The sequence below is a fragment of the Paenibacillus glycanilyticus genome (assembly GCF_051200795.1).
GTDB lineage: Bacteria > Bacillota > Bacilli > Paenibacillales > Paenibacillaceae > Pristimantibacillus > Pristimantibacillus glycanilyticus.
Genome location: NZ_CP195155.1, coordinates 6,495,908 through 6,514,797 on the forward strand (window position 1 = coordinate 6,495,908; position 18,890 = coordinate 6,514,797).

Consider the following 18,890-nt stretch of genomic DNA (forward strand, 5'->3'; position numbering starts at 1 on the left):
GCAAAAAAAAGTGCGGGCCTGCGAAGGCTCGCACTTTTTCTATGGGAACAGCGGATCAATCGCCGCCCGCATTTCCTCTTCCGTCATATGGCCAACCCTTCTGAAAACCACGTCGCCCGATTCGTTCACGAGAATTGAGACGGGGATCGATTTGATGCCATAGGCATACGTAACGCTTTTATCCGAATCCAGCACCACCGGGAAATGATATTGCTTCTCCGCGATATATTTCGCCACTTCCCCATGTTCCTCCCCAACATCAACGGATAGGACAACAAGTCCTTTATCCTTATAATCCTGATACACCTTCTCCAGCGCAGGCATCTCCTTGTCGCACCATTTGCACCAGGTCGCCCAGAAGTTGATGTAGACGGGCTTTCCTTTCAGACCCGACAGCGTTACTTCCTTGCCGTCTAGATCCTTCAGCGTAAAGTCATCCGCCGGTTCTTTGGCTGCCTCTGTCTTCGTTTCCGCTGCCAGGGCAGCAGCATCCGTCTTGATCCCGTAGTTTTGTGTCACGTAAAGCGAGAGCAGCACGAACGCAGCAACGGCTCCAATCAGAATCCAGGTAGATTTTTTCACGGCTTGCCTACCTCCCTATAGTTGAATAAGCCCGGCATACTTGCTGAATACCTCCAGCTGATTCGTAAACACAAGAACGCCCATCAGCATCATAACGGCTCCGCTGACAACCGAGATTTTCGGGAGATGCTTCGTCACTTTTCGAAGGTACGCGGATAGGTTATCGATCAGCACGGCAGAGAGCAGGAACGGAACCGCTAGCCCCAGCGCGTACATCGAGAGCAGGAGTACTCCCTTCCCAAGGGTTGCCATGCTTCCGGCGTAGATCAGAATGGAAGACAGAATCGGCCCGATGCAAGGCGTCCAGCCGACGGCGAAGGCCATGCCCAATACGAGAGCTCCCGCTTTTTTCCCCGGTGATCCGCTTGGCAGAAACCGTTTCTCGGAATAGAGCAGCTTGATTCGCAGCAGCCCCGTCATATGCAAGCCAAAAACAACGATTAGAGCTCCGCCGATCTGCTGCACAAGCCGCATATGCTCGGATAGCAGCCGGCTGACGGAGCTGACGGATATCCCGAGCAGGACAAACAGAATGGAGAAGCCTAGAATAAATAGCGCCGTCTGCGAGATAACCGTAAGCTTATTGGGGCTGTTCTTCAGATCGGTGGCCGAGGTGCCCGCGATATAGCTGAGATAGACCGGAATAAGAGGGAGAACGCAAGGCGATAAAAAGGACAGCAGTCCCGCCGAAAAAGCCAATAAAATATCCATTATTTTTCACCGCCACGTGGAAAAAGGGGCGGCCAAGTCGGCCGCCCACCTCTTCTTCGAGTTTCTATTATTGGGACAACAGGTTATACAGCACTTGCGCCGCTTCCGCTCTTGTCGATACGCCTTCCGGATTCAGCTTATTGCCGCTTCCTTTAATAACGCCAGTCTCGACAAGCGTTGTAAAGGCCGTTTGCGCATAACCGGCAATATCGGCAGCATCCGCATAGGAGGCTACGGTTGCGCCTGTTTTGGCCGTTGGCAGCTCGCCTAATTGCTCAAGCGAACGGTACAGCAGCGTGAACAGCTCTTGGCGCGTAATTTTGTTATTCGGATTAAACTTGTTATCGCCCGAGCCTGTTGCGATGCCAAGACGCTTCGCAGCCGCCAGGTAATTCGTGTAGTACGTATTTCCTGCGTCGGCGAAGTTAGCCGCGCCTGCCGCTTCCGGCTCGATTCCGTATGCCTTCAGCAGGAAGACGATGAATTGTCCTCTTGTCAGCTCCGCATTTGGACTGAAGTGATCGGCATCGGTACCGCCGGTAATCTCGCGGGCAGCCAGGAAGCTGACCGCATGATGGAACCAAGCTGTTGCCGGCACATCCAGGAAGCCTACTTTATTGAAGCCGATAATGTATTGCGAGAAGTGAGTGGTTGCGAAATCTACGGTTCCCGTTGCTGCATTGTAATGACCGCGAATCGTTTGCAGCTCGCCGGAATCCGCAAGGTAGTACACCACGATAGATTCGGCATTCTCGCCGGCTTTCAGCGTGTACGGGAGGCTTACCTGCACCTTGCCGCCGCCGAAGCTCGAGATTTGCTTATCGCCTGCAAAGAGGGACAAATCGTAAACCGGACGGTCGCCCAATACGGCCTTGCCTTCTTCCGTCAGCTCGAACTTCGATACGATCACGCTGATATCTCCGGACAAGGCGTTGCCGCTAATGCTTTCCACCGCTTTGGCATCGAAGGTTACGGTTCCGACCGACAGATCCGCCTTCACCGCCGCGTTCGTTCCCGAAGCAATCAAGTTGAAAGAGTCTCTAGGAATCGTCAGCTGCGTAGACGTTGTAGCCGCGGTTCCAGGCACCTGGAAGCCGATCACAGCCTCTTTGCCCGCTGCTTCCGCTTTGGATGCTTTCGTAATCAGGCTTGCTACATCGCTTGCCGACACTGCCGCGACCGTCTCGCCTGTTGCCGGATCAGTAGTACCCGTAACCTTAACCGTGTTCACCGCATCGACAGGCACTGGTGTTGGTGTTGGCACCGGTGTTGATGGTGTCGATGGTGTTGGCGTTGGTGTTGGCGTTGGTGTTGGATCAGTGCCAACATAAGCCGGAACAACCACGTCTACCGCCTGACCAGCCGCATAAGGAACTGCTGTTGGTCCGGTTTGAGAATTTGTTGGACCGTTATAACCGTTCTTCGCCGCGTATCTGACGGAGTACGTACCAGCGGCAAGACCTGTGATGGCATTGCCGGATACGGCTGTATACGCCGAGTCCGCCGCGCTTTTCAGCTTGTATTCCAACGCTTTGTTTGTTGTGCCCGTGATTTGACCGTTATTGTTTGCGCTTGAAGTTGGCGCTACGCCAGTCAGACCGGTTGGCGTTGCTTCCAGGCGCGTGAGCAATTTATTCAGCGCGTTCGTGTAATTCGTATGATTGCGGATCGTGCCGTCAGCTACGGCATAATCCGGCTGAATGTTTTTCCAGGTGTACATCAATTCCACGTGGCCAAGGATTGGCGCTTTGCTGCCGTCGGCGTTCACGTTGTCCTTGTTGTAGGCAAACAGGTAAGGAACCTGCAGCTTGTTTGCAACAACATTTGTGCCGTTATCTTTCGTATAGTTTACGTTATTCGTAGTAGGTAGATATTGGGTCTTAATATTAGGCAGATACGTATTCACCAAATCCACATACAGCTTTGCCAACGGATGGTTCGTATCGCGCACCTGCAGGAAGCTGCTGTTATGCGGATCCGCGCTTGGATCAAGCACCGAGATGCCCGCATCCAGCTTCGTGTCCCAGAAGTAGACTTTGTCGACGTTGTACTTCTTCGCGTACTCATTAATGAAGCGGATTGCTGCCTGCGTATTCGGGCACCACGAGCCGCCGAACAGAATGACATAGTTGCCTTTGCTTTGCAGCAAATGAGTCAGCTCATTGTAAGTGACATGCTCGTAGACAAGCTCGCCGTCATCGCCAACGACTTGACCGTTTTCCTCGTGCGTCGGGAAGATGTCGCGTCCTACCGTTTTGTCCTCGTGCTTGTTAAACGCCGGAGCGATAAAATCCCAATTGGTGAGGCTGTCGTAATCGGCAGCAGGCACTTTATTAAATACATTCAGAACCTGTTCCTTATAGCTGTCGACCTTCGCCGTATCCAGCGTATCGCCGTCGTTAGGATCGGCTGTCAGGAAATCGTTCCAAGTATAATTCGCGGAAGAACCGTGCTTCTCGAGCGAAGCGATGATCGGCGCGGCGTTGCCTTCGCCGTCCTTGTGATCCTTGTCATAGATGAACAGGAACGGAGACTCGATTTTTTTCGCCTCGCCGCTCGCAATGACCGTAGAAGGCGTCGTTACCGTACCGCCGCTTTCCTTTTGCGGGGAATTCTTGCTGTAAGTGATCGTAGCATCGGTATTGGCGCTGAGGTTCGTCAAATACTTGTCCACCAGTTCTACATACAGCTCGTTGAAATCATAGAAGTTCGTTGTGTTTGTCGTTCCGGAGGTTACCACCTTGGTATACGGAGCAGCCTGCTGCTCGGCAATATCAACCGATTCGCCGTCCAGCTTCGTATCGAAGTTGTAAATGGTGTCTACCCCGTATTGCTTCGCAACCTGGTTGATGAAGCCGATATCCGCCTGCGTCTCGTCGCTCCAGGCTCCGCCGAACAAGACGGCATATGTACCTTTGCTATCGAGCAGCGTAACCAGATCCTCGTAAGTAACCGTCTTGAGAATATGGTTCGCGTCGTTCAAATGCGGGTAAACATCACTGAAATAATCATAATGGCTGACAGCGCTATTAAAGCTGCTTACTTCCGCGGCGCGTGCCGTGCCGGCCTGGAAGACCGGCAGCACTAGCGCGGAGGCGAGTAGAACGGATAGTGTACGATTAAAAGTTTTCATGTGTATATACTCCTCTCCCTATTTGACCCATTCGTCTTGCAAAAAGCCGATTAGCAGCTTTCTTCGCCGTCTACCGCGCAATCCTCATCCGAAGACGAAGGAGCCGGAGAAGGGGACGTGGAGGATCCGCCAGAGGAGCTTGTCGAGCCGGAAGAAGATGAACTGCTTGCCGGAGCTTTAACAGCAGGCGTCTTAGGCTGGGACTCTTCTTGCTTGACAAACGTTACTTTTTTGCCCGAATCATCCGATTGGCTTGCGGCAGGCGCCGAAGCTTCCGGTTTGCTTGCTGCCGGCGTGGATTGGGCCGGTTTGGCGGCTGGAGCCGGCGTTGCTGCGGGAGCAGCTGAAGTGCTGGACGGCTTAGTGGATGCCGCTGGCTCGGAAGCTTTAGCTGCGGCTGGCTTCGAAGCTGCAGGTGTAGATGTCGGAGCCGGAGTAGAAGCGTTTTGAACGGCTTCCGTGGAGCTTGCTTTGGCTGTTTGCGCTTCTGCTTTCGTCTCTTCCGCAGGTGCGGCAGCCGTCTGTGCCGATTGAACCTCGGCAGCTTGAACGGCCGGCTCTTGAGCTTGCGTCTCGGCCGCTGCGGTTGTTACTTCCGGTGTCGCCTGTGGTTCAGCTACTACAGCCGTATTGGCAGCATCTGCTTGCGGCTGCTGTGCAACAGCCGGCGCTGCAGGCTCTTGCGCCTCCGCTGCAGCCGGCTCCGTGCCGGAGGTGTCCTTGTTCGCGTAAACGGCAGCATATGTCAGCGATGAGAAGACTACGGCTGCGGCTACGAAAGTAACTGTCAATTTGGAGCTAAACCATTTTTTCATGATGAAACTCATCCTTTCCCCTTTGGTTATAGACGGCTCATTCAGTAATCAGGCATAAAAAAAGATCCAATGCCCGCATCTAGTGATGCTTGAGCATTGAATCTCTGGAGGTCCAGTCGACTAATTTCTTATCCGAATTACGTTATGATGTTCCGATTTCTAACCCTATCTTAGGATGTAAAAGATTGGATGTCAACTATTTTTTAATAATTTCCCATAGAAATAGTCGGATTTATTTAATTCTAAGAGTTTATAAGTTTTTTCTTAATAAACATGACTTAGAATTCTCCGGATTGAAACGCGCTCCGCCAAGGACGGCGATAGCCGTTTCACCTTGTTCCAATAAAAACGATTGACAATTGCCTCTAACGTTTGTAAATTATTGAATTGTAATTCCTATCAAACAACTTGGATTAGGGGGTAATAGTAAGATGGATAAAATAGATAACAACCTGTTGCTGGCTATCGAGACGAACTGGTACAGCTTTGTTACCGCAATCTTCGTCTTTGCTTTTCTGTATTTCCTGGCACGCAAGCGTGTCGGCTTCGGCACGCGGGTGCTAGTCGGATTAGGGCTGGGGCTGGTCGTCGGGATCCTGTTCCAGAGCCTTGATTCCCTGGAGATCAAAGGGATCACCACCTTCGGCAGCATTTATATCAGCTTGATCCGCATGCTCGTTATTCCGCTTGTTTTCGTTCTTGTATTAAATAGTATCGCTTCGCTCACAAGCCTGGACTACCTGCGCAAAATCGGCTTCAAGACGTTTGCCTGGTTCCTTGGCACAACCGGCATCGCATCCGTTATCGGCTTACTGACCGCTCTGGTATTTAACCCGGGCAAAGGCATCCAGCAGCCTGCCGCAAGCGATGCGGCAACGCGCGAGATTCCGACTTTCTCCGATGTTATTCTCAGCCTTGTCCCTTCCAACCCCGTTAGCGAAGCGGCGGACGGCAAGGTTGTTCCGATCCTGATTTTCGCGATTTTCCTGGCCGTAGCCATCATTAAGGTTGGTTCGAAAAACGAAGAGGCCGTCAAGCCAGTCCGCGATCTTATCAAATCGGCTACCCAGGTCCTGCATCAGGTCGTTAAATTCGTTATCCGCCTTACGCCATACGGCGTATTCGCCCTGATTGCCGGCGTTGCGGCCAAATACGGCTGGGACACCCTGCAGGAGCTGGGCAGCGTTATCGTCACCTCGTATGTCGCCCTTATCATTCATTTTGTGCTTGTGTTTGGCGGTCTGGTGCTCTTCGTCGCGAAGGTTAACCCGCTCAGGTTCTTCAAGAAGGTCTACCCGACGGTTGCCGTAGCCTTCACGACCCGAAGCAGCTATGCTACGCTGCCCATTAACCTGGAGGTCATTACGAAGCGTCTCCATGTCTCGCCGAAAATCGCGAGCTTTGTTGCACCGCTTGGCGCATCCGTTAACTTCAACGGCTGCGGCGGCGTATGGCCGGCGATTGTTGTCGTCTTTACTTCGCAGGCATTTGGCATTGAGCTTGGCCTGACCGACTACATCGTGCTTGTATTCGTAAGCATCATCTCATCCATTGGCGTTGCGGGCGTTCCCGGACCGGCTGTTATTTCGACAACGGTTGTTCTTACCGCGCTTGGCCTTCCGCTCGAGGCGCTTGCGATTGTTGCCGGCGTTGAAGCTTTGATCGACATGGCCCGCACGGCCGTTAACGCAACGGGCACATCGGTTACCGCTCTGCTCGTAGCCAATTCCGAAGGCGAATTCGACCGCGACGCATTCAATAACGACGAAGATGAAGAAATCGCGTTAAACGCTGTGTAAGCAGAGAACAAAAGCGAAAAGCCGCCTTTTCCCGCATAATACGGGAAAGGCGGCTTTTTCATTTGCAGGCTTCCAGCTGCCGGTCAATATAGGCCAGCAGCCATTCCCGCTCGCCGGGAATTTGCTCGCGCAGTCTTGCCGCGGCAACCGGCAGCCGCCAGCGGTCAATTGCAGCTCTATCCGCTCCCGTCAGCCTGCAATATTCGGACAAATACGCCTCGTTCAGCCGCTGTCCAGTTTCCGGAGGGATAGACAGCGGAGGCATGGAAACAAACGGCGACAAGAACATCATGGAGGTTCTCGCCGCGTCGCATAGCGGATCGCCCGAATTGGCATCGATCCAGTCAATCACGGTCAGCCGCCCTCCCGTCTGGAGCACGTTATCCGGATGAAAGTCGCCGTGACAGACGGATTCGCCTTCCGGCAGACGCTCCAGCTCCGTCAGCACCGGCTCCACCCGATCGCCCAGAAAAGCTGAGGACTGCCTCACAAACATAGCCATCCGATCCTTCTGCCTAGGCAGCCGGGATGCCCTGCAGCGGTGAATATCCGCATGCAGTTGGGCCAGGAGAGCACTGTAATGTTCCGCCTTATCCATATCATGCAGCATCAGGGCCAAAAGGGATGGCCCGGCGATCTTCTCGTAGACCAGACCGCTTCTCCCATCCACCTCGACCTGTCCAAAAACCTCAGGCGCAGGTACGCCTGCCTTATAAACGGCCGTGCCGATCTCCGTCTCGTAATGAAGCCAGTCCTTCGGGATGTTCCCGTAATAAAGCTTCACGACCTGCCCTTCGCCCCAATCGTAGACCTCGGCGGTCATGCCTTTCCCGATCAATTGCCCTGCAGTCATCCTTTTCCTCCTTCTTGCGGTCAGGACGACATCGTCCGGCCGCGGTTTTCCAGGTTTTTTGCGGTGGCGCTTGTGGGTACGTCCTTCTCTTCTTTAAGCGTTCCAAAGAGAGCATCCACAAGCGGCGTCGATACGCCATACCAGTAATTCTCGTTCTTGAAATGATGGAGCAGATGCATCCGCTTATTCCACTTCCAGAATCTCGTCTTGGGCTGGATCGGCCGGTGCGCGACATAATGCTTCCATTCATAGACGAGCAGCATCGCCACAAGTCCCGCCGCAAAGGCAAGAGTGAAGTCCATTGAGCCCGCGATGAGATAGAACAGGAGCGCAAATACGCCTAGGTTGGGCAGGCTGTACCATACCGGCAGGAACAACAGCTTCAAATCATGCGGATCCGCGTGATGATCGTAATGCAGACGCTTCAGAAATTTGAGGAATAACGGGTTTTGGGGGGTCTTCAGATGAAAGAAGAACCGGTGGGTCAAATATTCGCTGAACATAAATCCGATAAGGCCAACGATAAAGAAAACCAGACTGTGCCAGTTCAGGGCCGCAAACGCGGCCCAAGTCGCCAAACCGATCAGCACCGCTGTCATCATCATAATATCCGCATGCAAAAAATAGTCGCGGTAAAGCCCTTTTTTGCCCACTTTTAACCCCTTCCTCTACCCTCTTATGATGTAAGCCCTTACTTCTTATCTTACCAGTAAATTTACAAAAAATGTTCTTGCTTATATGCCCGCGAAGCGAAATAATAGGGTTTATTATTCAACAAGATGTACTCATCAGAAAGGTTGGCTTTACCTTATGGAAGTCTCGCAGCAATTAAACAATAAGCAAGTCTTGAAAGGGCAAGCCGGGAAAGAGCCGTTCCCGATCTCCGTCTTGTCTCTGACCGTTGGCGCCTTTGCAATCGGCATGACCGAGTTTGTCATTATGGGCATTCTGCCGAATGTCGCAAGCGACCTGAATGTAAGCATCTCGGCAGCCGGCCAGCTGATTACGATGTATGCCCTTGGCGTAGCTGTCGGCGCTCCGATTATGACGATACTGACGAGCCGGATTCCGCAGAAAAAGCTGCTCTGCATTCTTATGCTGCTCTTTATTCTCGGCAACGGCCTGTCGGTTGTAGCACCTAATTACGCGGTTCTCATGATCGCCCGGATGATTACGGCCTTGACGCATGGCACCTTCTTCGGCGTTGGCGCGGTTATCGCCTCCAAGCTCGTAAGAGCGGATAAGCAGGCGGGAGCCGTCTCGATAATGATGGCGGGCCTCACGATCGCCAACATTATCGGCGTCCCGATCGGTACGTATATCGGTCAGAACTGGGGCTGGCGCGCTTCCTTTGGCGCTATTGCCGTCATGGGGATCCTCGCACTAATAGGCATCATCATCTTTATTCCCAAGCTTAAGCTAAGCAAGCAGGTCAGCGTTCTTAAGCAGCTATCGGCGATTGCCAGACCCAAGCTGCTTGTCTATCTGCTGATCGCGGCACTCGGCAACGCCGGACTGTTTGCGGTATTTACGTATATCACGCCGCTCCTCACGGATATTACCGGCTTTGCGGAGCATAACGTAACCTGGATTCTGATTCTGTTCGGAATCGGCGTAACGGTCGGCAATATCGTTGGCGGCAAGCTGGCCGACTGGAAGCTGATGCCTTCCATTCTTGGCCTTTATCTCACGATTGCGGTTGTGCTGACGATCTTCACCTTTACCGTTCATAACGAGATTGCATCCGTCATTACGATTTTCCTGTGGGGGGCGGCCTCCTTTGCCGTATTCCCGGGGCTTCAGGTACGGATTATGAGCCTGGCGCAGTCCGCGCCGGCGCTAGCTTCGACGTCCAGCCATTCGGCAGGCAACCTCGGCAATGCCTCCGGCGCCTTTATCGGCGGCTGGGTCATTACCCATCTTTCCTTAGGCGCACTGCCATGGGTAGGAGCCATCCTGGTCGGCCTTGCGCTGGTGCTTGGTCTGCTCAGCTACCGTACAGACGCCAAGAACCCATAAAAGCAAGAACTACAACCCTCTGGACTGCAGCAGTCCAGGGGGTTGTTTCATTTTTAGGCTAAGCCGGCAGCCGGATGGTAGCCGTCGTTCCGATATTCGGCTCGCTCGTAATCGATAGAGTGCCGCCATGGGATTGAATGATTTTGAAGCATACGGTAAGTCCAAGTCCGGTTCCCGTATCCTTGGTTGTATAGAACGGCTCGCCCAGCCGGTCAATGACATGCTGGGGAATGCCTACTCCCTGGTCGATAATATCAATGACCAAAAAGCCTTTATGGTCCTTCTTCATATGCACGTGAAGCTCGCCTCCGCCGGGCATGGCTTCAATCGCGTTTTTCATCAGATTAACGAGCACCTGCTTGATCTGATTGGCATCGCATTGGACAATCGGCAGATCCGGACTTTTCTCCGCGGATATGCTGACATTCGTGATAATCGCTTGCGACTGCATAATCGGAATGATATCGTCCAGCAGCGAGCTCATGTCGCAGCTGCTGATCTGCTGCCACTGATGCGGCTTAGACAGCAGCATAAACTCCCCTACGATATAGTTAATCCGCTCCAGCTCGGTCAGCATCATATCGAAATAATGGCGGTTCTGGTCCGTTGTTCTCCTGTGGAGCAGTTGAGTGAACCCTTTCAGTGCGGTTAAAGGATTACGAATCTCATGGGCAACCCCCGCCGCCAGCTGGCCGATAACGGACAGCTTCTCCGACCGGATCAAATGCTGCTCCGACAGCTTGCTCTCCGTCACATCCAGCAAAAGTCCGGATATGGCCGGCTTTCCTTTGAAAAAGGCGGGAGCCGCCTGCATCTCGAGGAACAGTTCCGTTTGATTGGATTTCCGCGCGGCAAGAGCAAGCCGGGAGGATTGATTCAACCGGCAGATCATGCTGAATTCCTGCTTCAACCGGTCGCGGTCCGGCTCCAGCAGGAAGCTTGCCAGCGGCTGGCCAAGCATTTGCCCCGGCTCGCAGCCGAACATGCTCTCCCCTTGCGGATTCATATAGACCAATCGGCCATTTTGCTCAATAAATACGCCAAGCAGCGAGCTCTCAACGAAATTATCGTAATTGACCCTCGACTGCATGAGAGCGGCCCCTGCCGATTCCAGCTCGTAAATACCCACCGACAGCCGAATGGCAAGCAGCACAACGGCTACAATCGCTCCTACGCTAATCATCGAGAAGTCGCCAAGCCTGCAGATGACGGCGATAAGAGCAGCGCAGACAAAGATAATAAGCGCGTAACGCCTCATAAAGGTCTGCCTGGACTCGTTGCCCGGCCGGAGAGAAGCACCAAGCGGATCCTTGTCCGGCAGTGCGGCAAAGCCGATAAACATCATGCCGATAAACCAGCAGAAGTCCGCAATCCAGGACCATTGCTCGCCTGCGGCGGCATAGGACAATAAATAGACAAATGCCGTGTTGCCTAATAATTTGATTAAAAAGCCGCTCAGCAGAAACCTATTGGCCCTGTTAGAAATAATCTTTTTGCCGTACCAGCTGAAGAACAGCAGAAGAAATACAATAACCGCATTAAAGGATGAGTTAAACATGTGGTATCCCACAACATCCCGGTTAACGTGATGATGGGACAGGATCGGTTCAATCAGAAGGTTCCAATAGAGCGTGGAAGCCATCGTGCCGTACAATAAAATATCGAGTATGAATCGAAACGCAAGGTTGGAGCGGCGCTGCTGGTACTGCATATAGAGAGCAATAAGATAGAATAAATATTGAAGTCTCCATAGCAGCTCCGGGATGCCCAGATAATCCGGCTCGGCGCCTCTAATAAGCGTAACAATAGACCAGATGAGCTGGGCAACAAAATAAACCAGCAGGCCCAAGCCGTAAAACAGCCAGTATTTCGCCTCTTTGCTGGAGGCTCTAAGCAGAAGGACTGCCGCGTAAAGAGCGGCCAACGTTTGAAGAATATGGCTAACGGCCGCCCCGGTAAAGGAATCTCTCCGCAGAAACAGAAGCCAGCCCGCGCATAACACCAATAGAATGATTCCGAAGTAAACCGCAAAGCTCCTGCCGCGAAACAATCATGAACCTCCCTTCGCACACTTACAACATTTACTAATTTCTATATTTCCTATAATACGATTTATTCTACCAAAATCCTCCTTTTACCTACGTTTCGTACAAGATTTCTATTATATACGCGTAAATGCTCGGCTTTTCGACACCAACTGTCGCAAAGCGAACCGGCTTCGCCGTCCTTAGGCGGGGAAGCGCGTTCATTGACTTATGACTTAGCATTCAAAAAAGCGCTTCTCCGTTAACGGAGAAGCGCTTTTTCACCAGGCTCTATATGGGCTGAACGGACCGTATTCCGTCCGCTGTTCTTGGCTTCGTACAGGGCATTGTCGGCTGCCTTCAGCAGCTGGTTAATGCCTCCTCCCGCCTCTTTGCAGCCCGCTCCCGTCATGGCAATGCCAAAGCTTGCCGTCACGGACAACGGATGCTCGGATGAAGCCGCGACCATCGCTTGGGCGGCAATCTCGCTGCGGATTCGCTGTGCGGCGGCCTCCGCCTCCTCGAGGGACAATCCGGGCATTGCGACCACGAATTCCTCGCCGCCATACCGGCCGAATACGTCCTCCGGACGAAGCAGCTGCCGGCAGATGTCGACCACATGCAGCAGGGCGCGGTCTCCAACATCATGGCCGTAAGCATCGTTAATCTGCTTGAAATGATCGATGTCGAACAGCAGCAGGGCAAGGGGCTCGTCCCGCTCAGCCGATTGATGCAGAAGGGCTTCGCTTAAATGAATGAAGTGAAGACGGTTAAAGATCCCCGTCAGTCCGTCATGATAAGCCAGCACCCGAAGCTGCTCCTGGAGCCGCACTCTCTCCGTTATGTCAATCATAACGATCAGCTTGCTCGTCTCCGGGCCCCTTTTCTTCCGGATAAAGGAAGAGCGGATCTGATAATAGTAGGACTGTGTGCCAACGGTCCACTTAACCTCATCGTAGATATGGGGCATATCGCCGCCTGCTTCCGAATCCAAATCGGGCATCGCAAGATCCGTATGCAAGGCAAGCAGCGGTTCAATTGCCTGGCCAAGCGCGGAGGTTGTAAGCTCAGGCAGAATAGCCGCGGCGGCCGGGTTAAAGTCAACCAGCCGGTTATTGCGGTCCAGCACCAGTACGGCGTCGTTCATGCTCTCAAACAACGTATCCCTGGCGACCGGCGCAACGTTCAGCATTCCTTTTGAGACAAGTCCCCACATATACAAAGCGGCCGTAACGGCCATGATGACGGGAATCGGATCAATGCCTTCCGGCGTCAGGTTGCCCAAGTAGAGGAAGTCGCCGGCGATCGGCAGGAGAAGCCCCACCATCATCGTAATATGCTGAAGACGGTAAGAGGACCGCATCCGGTTCCAATAGATCAGCAGCAAGGCCACTCCGCCAATCATGCAGCCAAACGTATAACCGCCCTGAATGATATACCATGGCCCCGCGTTTAATTCGACTTTATGAATACCTTCGCCCAGCTGCAATTCAACGGAACGGTAATAGAAATGGTGCAGGTCGTTTGTCATTACAAGAATCAGCGTAATAAACGGCATCAGATACATCAGATACCGCATCTGCCACTTCAATAACCTTTCCATTCCAAGGAAATACATGATCAGCATCAGACTGACCGGCGGAATAAACGGCATCCCGAAGTACTCTACCGTAATCCAGAACTTCACTTCCTTAAGCGTACCGGCAGACAGCTCTAAAGCGGAACCGAATATATAGATGGCCGATAGAAAGCACATCGCAATAAAGGTCCTGGCCATCGCCTGCTTGGAACGGTTCATGAACACGTAAATACCCATTATGATATTAATAACACCGGCTGTAACCATTAACGTCAAGACAGCGGAAAAAGGTGTTCCCATACTTGGTGCACTCCGTTATGTAAGATTAGCTTTTGCAACTGATCGTAACACAAATAACAGCAATTGTGGGCAGTCCCTGAAATTTCTATTTCCGGGCGGACAAGAGCAGGAACATCGGTCGTCGCGTTTCATCCTTCATTTCCGCATATTGATTTAGTGCTTCTTGCGAGGGTCCTGGCTCCGCAACCTCCGCAACCTGGAACCCGGCTTGGATAAGCGCGTTCATAATGGCGGATAAGGTGCGATGATATTTGATGACGTCGGAGTCCAGAAAACGGGCGATACGAGAGCCTTCGTCCTGATAGTTGTCAACCGGCCAGTGCAGCCGCTCGCCCGATGGACCATAATGCCAGTCCTGCGCGGCAACGGCCGTAAAGACCGGATGCTCCATGGACAGGACAAAGCTGCCTCCAGGAGCCAGACTGTCGTAAATCTTGCGGCAAGCTCCCGCGAAATCCTCGACGTAATGGAGCGCCAGCGAGCTGATGACAACGTCAAACTCTCCGGGCTCGAAAGAGATATCTTCGATAGCCGCCTGACGGTAGGTGATCGCGGCATCCTCGTTAAATGATTTGGCACGCTCGATCATTTTCTCCGAGATATCGATTCCCAGAACGGAACGAGCGCCTTGCTCCCGCGCATATCGGCAGTGCCAGCCATACCCGCAGCCGAGATCGAGCACTCTCTTATCTCTCAAATCCGGAATCATCTCGCGCAGGACATGCCATTCGCCTGCCGCCTCCAGACCGCCGATCGAACGGGCCATCTGACTATATTTATCGAAAAAATCCGGATCGTCGTATTTATTTTGCTTCATAACGTGTCACTCTCCTCTTATCATTCAGCCTTTACAGGCCTTTTCGACATCGTTCCTAATAAAATGAGTATAACCTCTTCTCTTCTATAGCGGCAGCTTTCTCTCATCGTCAATAGCCAATAACCTTAAGGCTTTCCCGGTTTTTTTGTCTTGGCGACGGACGGCCGCCATTGTATGAGCTTCACCAGCTGCTCCTGCATGTAAGCCGGAGAGTAAGGCAGACCGTTTTCAATCCAGTAGAAAATCAGTCCCAGCAGCGCATGATTCGAGTAGACGGATAGCAGCTCGGCATTTATTCCTTCCAGAGTCGGGTGCTCCAGCTCATCCCTTGAGATCTGCTGAATCGCAATGAACATCTTCTCTCTCAAATGGGAATGCGCGTTGCTCTTCAAAAGCAGGGTGTAAAGCTCGGCATGCTGCTGAATATGCTCGAAAATTTTCACCGAATGGGCCGGCAGCTCATGAATGCGGAAATATTCCTCGTTCTCATAGGGATCGCGGAACGATTGCAGCAGCTCCCCGATCAGACCGTGAATGATGTCGTCCAGCAAGGCCTCCTTGCTCTCGTAATGCGAGTAGAAGGTCCCGCGGTTGTAATTGGCGAGCTCCACAATCTCCGTTATGGAAATGTCGTCGAAATCCTTTTGCTTCATAAGCGTAAGCAGCGCCTGCTTTAACGCCTCCCTGCTGCGGATCACCCGGCGGTCGACAGCTTTGCTATGATGAACAGGCATGCCATCCCTTCCTTTTTCCAAAAAGTTTTTTTCAACAAACGGCAGCCGTTTGTTCGTTAACGCACATTTCGCGAGGTTTTACTGATTGAGGCTTGCTCCACAGCTTTATTATACTAAAAACAAACAGTTGTACTTATAACCAACAGCTGTTGAAAAACATTTTCTAAGCCTTCGCAGGAAGGACAAGCATACAAGCCAATTGAAACCGGGAGGAATTAACAATGAGACTATCGGGTAAAGTTGCAGTTATTACGGGCGCCGCTTCGGGTATGGGCAAGGCGATTGCCGAGCTGTATGCCGCGGAAGGAGCAAAGGTGGTCGTATCCGACCTTCGCGTGGACACCGCCCAAACCGTCGTTGACGGAATCGGGGAAAAAGGCGGTACGGCGGTTGCCGTGGCAGCCAACGTCGCGAAGGAAGAAGACGTGCAGCAGCTCATCGACACGGCGGTAGAGAAATTCGGCACGGTAGATATTCTCGTCAACAACGCCGGCATTATGGACAACTTTGTTCCTGCCGCCGATCTGACGGACGAGCTGTGGGAACGCATCTTTGCGATCAACACAACCGGCCCAATGCGGACCATCCGCAAGGTGCTTCCACTCTTCCTGGAGAAAAAAGCAGGCGTTATCGTAAATATCGCTTCCGCCGGCGGTCTGTTTGGTTCCCGCGCAGGCGCAGCATACACAGCTTCGAAGCATGCCGTGGTTGGTCTGACGAAAAACGTTGGCTTCCAATACGCCACGCAGGGCATCCGCTGCAATGCCATCGCTCCCGGCGGCGTAAATACGAATATCGGCACCTCGATCAATGCTCCAAGTCCGTTCGGCATGGAACGCGCTATGGCTGGCATTCAGGTAAATCCGCGGGCGGGCGAACCGGAAGAGATCGCCAAGGTTGCCTTGTTCCTGGCATCGGATGATTCCAGCTTCGTGAACGGTACCGTTGTAACGGCCGACGCCGGCTGGACGGCTTATTAAAAATAATAGTCATCAAACAAGCGTCAGCCGCAGTGGGCTGGCGCTTGTTTGATTACACTTCAATATAATCGAGAAACTTCCGGGCGAGCCGCTGCTGGCTGCCTTTCTTGGAATAGATGCCGCCAAACGTACCGCTCGCATCCAGGCGGTAGCCGGCCAGCGGAACGGCCACAATCCTCCCGCTTTCCACATACGGATCATCCCTCAGCATAAGGCTGGACATCAGACTGATGCCAAGGCCCTCCGCAACGCTGCGCTTTATGACCTCGGGGTTCGTTGTCGTGAAAATAACGTTAATCCCGCCGCATACCTGCTTAATATCCTCCGTTACTCCGTCCCAGAAGCTGCTTGCCGACATAATAAACGCATGATTGGCCAAGTCTTTCAGCATAAGCTCCTTATTTAGCGCCAGCACCGAATCCCGGGGCACAATCGCCTGCAGCTCGCCTTTGTATTGAAAGGAATGGAAGGCAATCGGTTCCGGCAGTCCGTTGCTCGTATATTGGCTAAGCGAGATTAATCCCAGGTGGGCTTTATCGTGGACGATTCGGTCAATAACAATCCGGCTCTCCAGCTCGACAACCATCACCTTGATTTGGGGATAATCCTTCTTAAACCTCGCCAGCGCCTTAGGCAAAAAGGTCATGCTTAGGCTTGGGATCGTCGCGATGATTAGCTCGCCTTTATAAACAGAGGTAATGGCTTGCACCTCGTCCTTGATCTCGTCGACCTTCATCAGAATTTCGAGCACTTTCCTGATGATGGTTATGCCGTCCTCGGTTGGCACGGTACCGCTTCGGGAACGCTTGAAGAGCGGAATGCCGATTTCCTTCTCCAGGAGCGAGATGGATTGGCTGATCGCGGATTGGGATACATGAAGATTTTGCGCGGCCAGCGACATGGAATTCGTCTCGAATACTTCCTTCACATATTCCAATTGTTCGATATTCATGGACTTTTCTCCGCCCTTTATATTAGCGTTGCTTATATTACCATCAACAATAGATGGTATCTCATCTGAATTCATTATATTATAATCGACCTCACGTCAATAAGTGGAGTGTGAGGTTTTTTATGAATGCGAAGCAAGACGGCAGCCGGTTCTGGCTTGTTATACTCGCGATCTTTTTCGGCAACTTCTCTTCGATCTTGAATTCGGGAACGGTAACGGTTGCCCTGCCCTTCATGATGAAGGATCTTCATTCGGACCTGAACGATACGCAGTGGGTAACAACCGGCTTTATGCTCGCTATGGGGTCCATCGCCCCTATTGTTGGTTATCTGGGAGATAAAATCAGCTATAAGCGACTTTATATGTTCTCGTTAGTCGGCTTTTTAATTTGCTCTATCCTGTGCGGCTGCTCCTGGAACATCAGCTCCCTGATCGTCTTCCGGATTATGCAAGGCTTATTCTGTGGGGCGATTCTGCCGGCAACGTTAACGATCGTCTATCAGGCGGTTCCGGCGGAAAAGCAAGCGCTTGGCGTCAGTCTTTGGAGCGTAGCCAGCATGTTCGCTCCGGCTATCGGCCCAACCCTTGGCGGCTTGCTGACGGAGTATTACGGCTGGAAGGCCATCTTCTTCATGAACATCCCGCTTGCGCTATTGGCAATCGCGCTGGCTTCCCGTTACCTGCCGATGCAGCAGGCCAACAAAGGCAGCTCCCTGGATCTAGCCGGGCTGCTCACCGCCGTAACGGGCAGCACATCCCTGATGATGTATTTCACGCAAGGGAATAAAATCGGCTGGTTTTCCGGCTGGGGAATCCTATGGATGACGCTTGGCGTAGTCAGCATTGCCTTGTTCATCTGGCGGGAGCTGACGGCGAAGACGCCTCTCCTTAATCTCCGGGTTTTCCGGCACACGACCTTCGCCTTTGGCATAGTCGTCAACTGCATTTTGACCATTGGCTTGTACGCGGGGGCCTTCCTGCTGCCAATCTATATGGAAAATGCCCTTGGCTCCTCGTCCTTGACGGTAGGGCTTATGATGCTGCCAGGCGCTTTGCTCATGATAGGGGCATCTCTATTGTCGGGGCGGCTGCACGGGAAAATACGTCCGGAATATCCGCTGCTTGGCGGCGCCTTTCTGCTCATCATCGCGACATGGGCGTTCAGCCGTCTATCCCTGACAACGTCCTACGCGTTTATCATCGGCTGGATGATCTGTCGTTATGTCGGGCTAGGCTTCTCGTCCCCGAATATCATGACGCTCTCGATGAGCGCCATTCCGAAGGAGTCTACCGGTCATGCTTCCGCGATTACGAACTGGCTTCGCCAGGTCATTGCTTCCTTCGCGATCGGCATATTCAGCTCGGTTTATTCGGTCCGGACGCAGACTCATTACGCGGACCTTAACGCTAGCGCAAGCGGCACGGTGAAAACGTCCCTGCAAGCGACTGCCTCCGTGCTCGCCATGAACGATACGTTTATCGTGGCTTGCGTCGTTACGGTTGTTGCGATTCCGTTTATTGTTGTTCTGAGCTCCCGCTCCCGCATCAGCGGCAAAAAGGCAGCTGCGACCGTTTCCAAATGATATCCGAAA

General features: G+C 52.6%; 15 protein-coding genes. 4 read left to right on the forward strand and 11 right to left on the reverse strand.

Annotation, left to right across the window (positions count from 1 at the left end; all coding sequences use genetic code 11):
- Positions 1 to 39: 39 nt before the first annotated feature.
- The 4 genes from ACR9FF_RS29330 to ACR9FF_RS29345 form a co-directional block, all read right to left on the reverse strand.
- Positions 40 to 582: a TlpA family protein disulfide reductase gene (locus ACR9FF_RS29330; protein ID WP_435167577.1), complete on the reverse strand. Its 543-nt coding sequence runs from the start codon at positions 580 to 582 to the stop codon at positions 40 to 42.
- A 15-nt stretch (positions 583 to 597) separates the two neighbouring features.
- Positions 598 to 1,293: a cytochrome c biogenesis CcdA family protein gene (locus ACR9FF_RS29335; protein WP_435167580.1), complete on the reverse strand. Its 696-nt coding sequence runs from the start codon at positions 1,291 to 1,293 to the stop codon at positions 598 to 600.
- Positions 1,294 to 1,360: 67 nt separating this feature from the next.
- Positions 1,361 to 4,426, reverse strand: coding sequence for an S-layer homology domain-containing protein (locus ACR9FF_RS29340; RefSeq protein ID WP_435167583.1), 3,066 nt, complete (start codon positions 4,424 to 4,426; stop codon positions 1,361 to 1,363).
- Positions 4,427 to 4,476: 50 nt separating this feature from the next.
- A complete protein-coding gene (locus tag ACR9FF_RS29345; RefSeq protein ID WP_435167586.1) occupies positions 4,477 to 5,241 on the reverse strand; it encodes a hypothetical protein in 765 nt (254 codons plus the stop codon).
- Between the two features lie 431 nt (positions 5,242 to 5,672).
- Between ACR9FF_RS29345 and ACR9FF_RS29350 the strand changes: the two genes are divergently transcribed.
- Positions 5,673 to 7,040, forward strand: a complete 1,368-nt coding sequence (locus ACR9FF_RS29350) for a dicarboxylate/amino acid:cation symporter (RefSeq protein WP_435167589.1) — start codon at positions 5,673 to 5,675, stop codon at positions 7,038 to 7,040.
- Positions 7,041 to 7,098: 58 nt separating this feature from the next.
- Here ACR9FF_RS29350 and ACR9FF_RS29355 read toward each other — a convergent pair whose 3' ends face one another.
- Both ACR9FF_RS29355 and ACR9FF_RS29360 read right to left on the reverse strand, forming a co-directional pair.
- Positions 7,099 to 7,893: a phosphotransferase gene (locus ACR9FF_RS29355; protein ID WP_435167592.1), complete on the reverse strand. Its 795-nt coding sequence runs from the start codon at positions 7,891 to 7,893 to the stop codon at positions 7,099 to 7,101.
- Positions 7,894 to 7,913: 20 nt separating this feature from the next.
- Entirely contained in the window at positions 7,914 to 8,546 is a 633-nt protein-coding gene (locus ACR9FF_RS29360) for a sterol desaturase family protein (protein ID WP_435167595.1), read from the reverse strand.
- Between the two features lie 157 nt (positions 8,547 to 8,703).
- Here ACR9FF_RS29360 and ACR9FF_RS29365 point away from each other — a divergent pair, with 157 nt between their 5' ends.
- The gene (locus ACR9FF_RS29365; RefSeq protein ID WP_435167598.1) at positions 8,704 to 9,912 is read left to right on the forward strand and encodes an MFS transporter; all 1,209 of its coding nucleotides are present in this window, start codon (positions 8,704 to 8,706) and stop codon (positions 9,910 to 9,912) included.
- A 58-nt stretch (positions 9,913 to 9,970) separates the two neighbouring features.
- Here the strand turns inward: ACR9FF_RS29365 and ACR9FF_RS29370 are convergent, their stop codons facing one another.
- From ACR9FF_RS29370 to ACR9FF_RS29385, 4 genes are all read right to left on the reverse strand, one after another.
- The gene (locus ACR9FF_RS29370) at positions 9,971 to 11,962 is read right to left on the reverse strand and encodes an ATP-binding protein (protein WP_435167601.1); all 1,992 of its coding nucleotides are present in this window, start codon (positions 11,960 to 11,962) and stop codon (positions 9,971 to 9,973) included.
- 236 nt (positions 11,963 to 12,198) lie between these two features.
- The gene (locus tag ACR9FF_RS29375; protein WP_435167604.1) at positions 12,199 to 13,815 is read right to left on the reverse strand and encodes a histidine kinase N-terminal 7TM domain-containing protein; all 1,617 of its coding nucleotides are present in this window, start codon (positions 13,813 to 13,815) and stop codon (positions 12,199 to 12,201) included.
- 85 nt (positions 13,816 to 13,900) lie between these two features.
- Positions 13,901 to 14,632, reverse strand: a complete 732-nt coding sequence (locus tag ACR9FF_RS29380) for a class I SAM-dependent methyltransferase (protein WP_435167607.1) — start codon at positions 14,630 to 14,632, stop codon at positions 13,901 to 13,903.
- Positions 14,633 to 14,757: 125 nt separating this feature from the next.
- Positions 14,758 to 15,366 carry a TetR/AcrR family transcriptional regulator gene (locus ACR9FF_RS29385; protein WP_435167610.1) on the reverse strand — a complete coding sequence of 203 codons (609 nt, stop codon included), beginning with the start codon at positions 15,364 to 15,366 and terminating at the stop codon, positions 14,758 to 14,760.
- A gap of 221 nt (positions 15,367 to 15,587) precedes the next feature.
- Here ACR9FF_RS29385 and ACR9FF_RS29390 point away from each other — a divergent pair, with 221 nt between their 5' ends.
- Positions 15,588 to 16,346, forward strand: coding sequence for an SDR family oxidoreductase (locus ACR9FF_RS29390; protein ID WP_435167613.1), 759 nt, complete (start codon positions 15,588 to 15,590; stop codon positions 16,344 to 16,346).
- A gap of 52 nt (positions 16,347 to 16,398) precedes the next feature.
- Here ACR9FF_RS29390 and ACR9FF_RS29395 read toward each other — a convergent pair whose 3' ends face one another.
- On the reverse strand, positions 16,399 to 17,298 hold the full coding sequence (locus ACR9FF_RS29395) for a LysR family transcriptional regulator (protein ID WP_435167616.1): 900 nt from the start codon (positions 17,296 to 17,298) through the stop codon (positions 16,399 to 16,401).
- Between the two features lie 122 nt (positions 17,299 to 17,420).
- Between ACR9FF_RS29395 and ACR9FF_RS29400 the strand changes: the two genes are divergently transcribed.
- Complete coding sequence (locus tag ACR9FF_RS29400) at positions 17,421 to 18,881, forward strand: MDR family MFS transporter (protein ID WP_435167619.1); 1,461 nt, start codon at positions 17,421 to 17,423, stop codon at positions 18,879 to 18,881.
- Positions 18,882 to 18,890 lie beyond the last annotated feature (9 nt).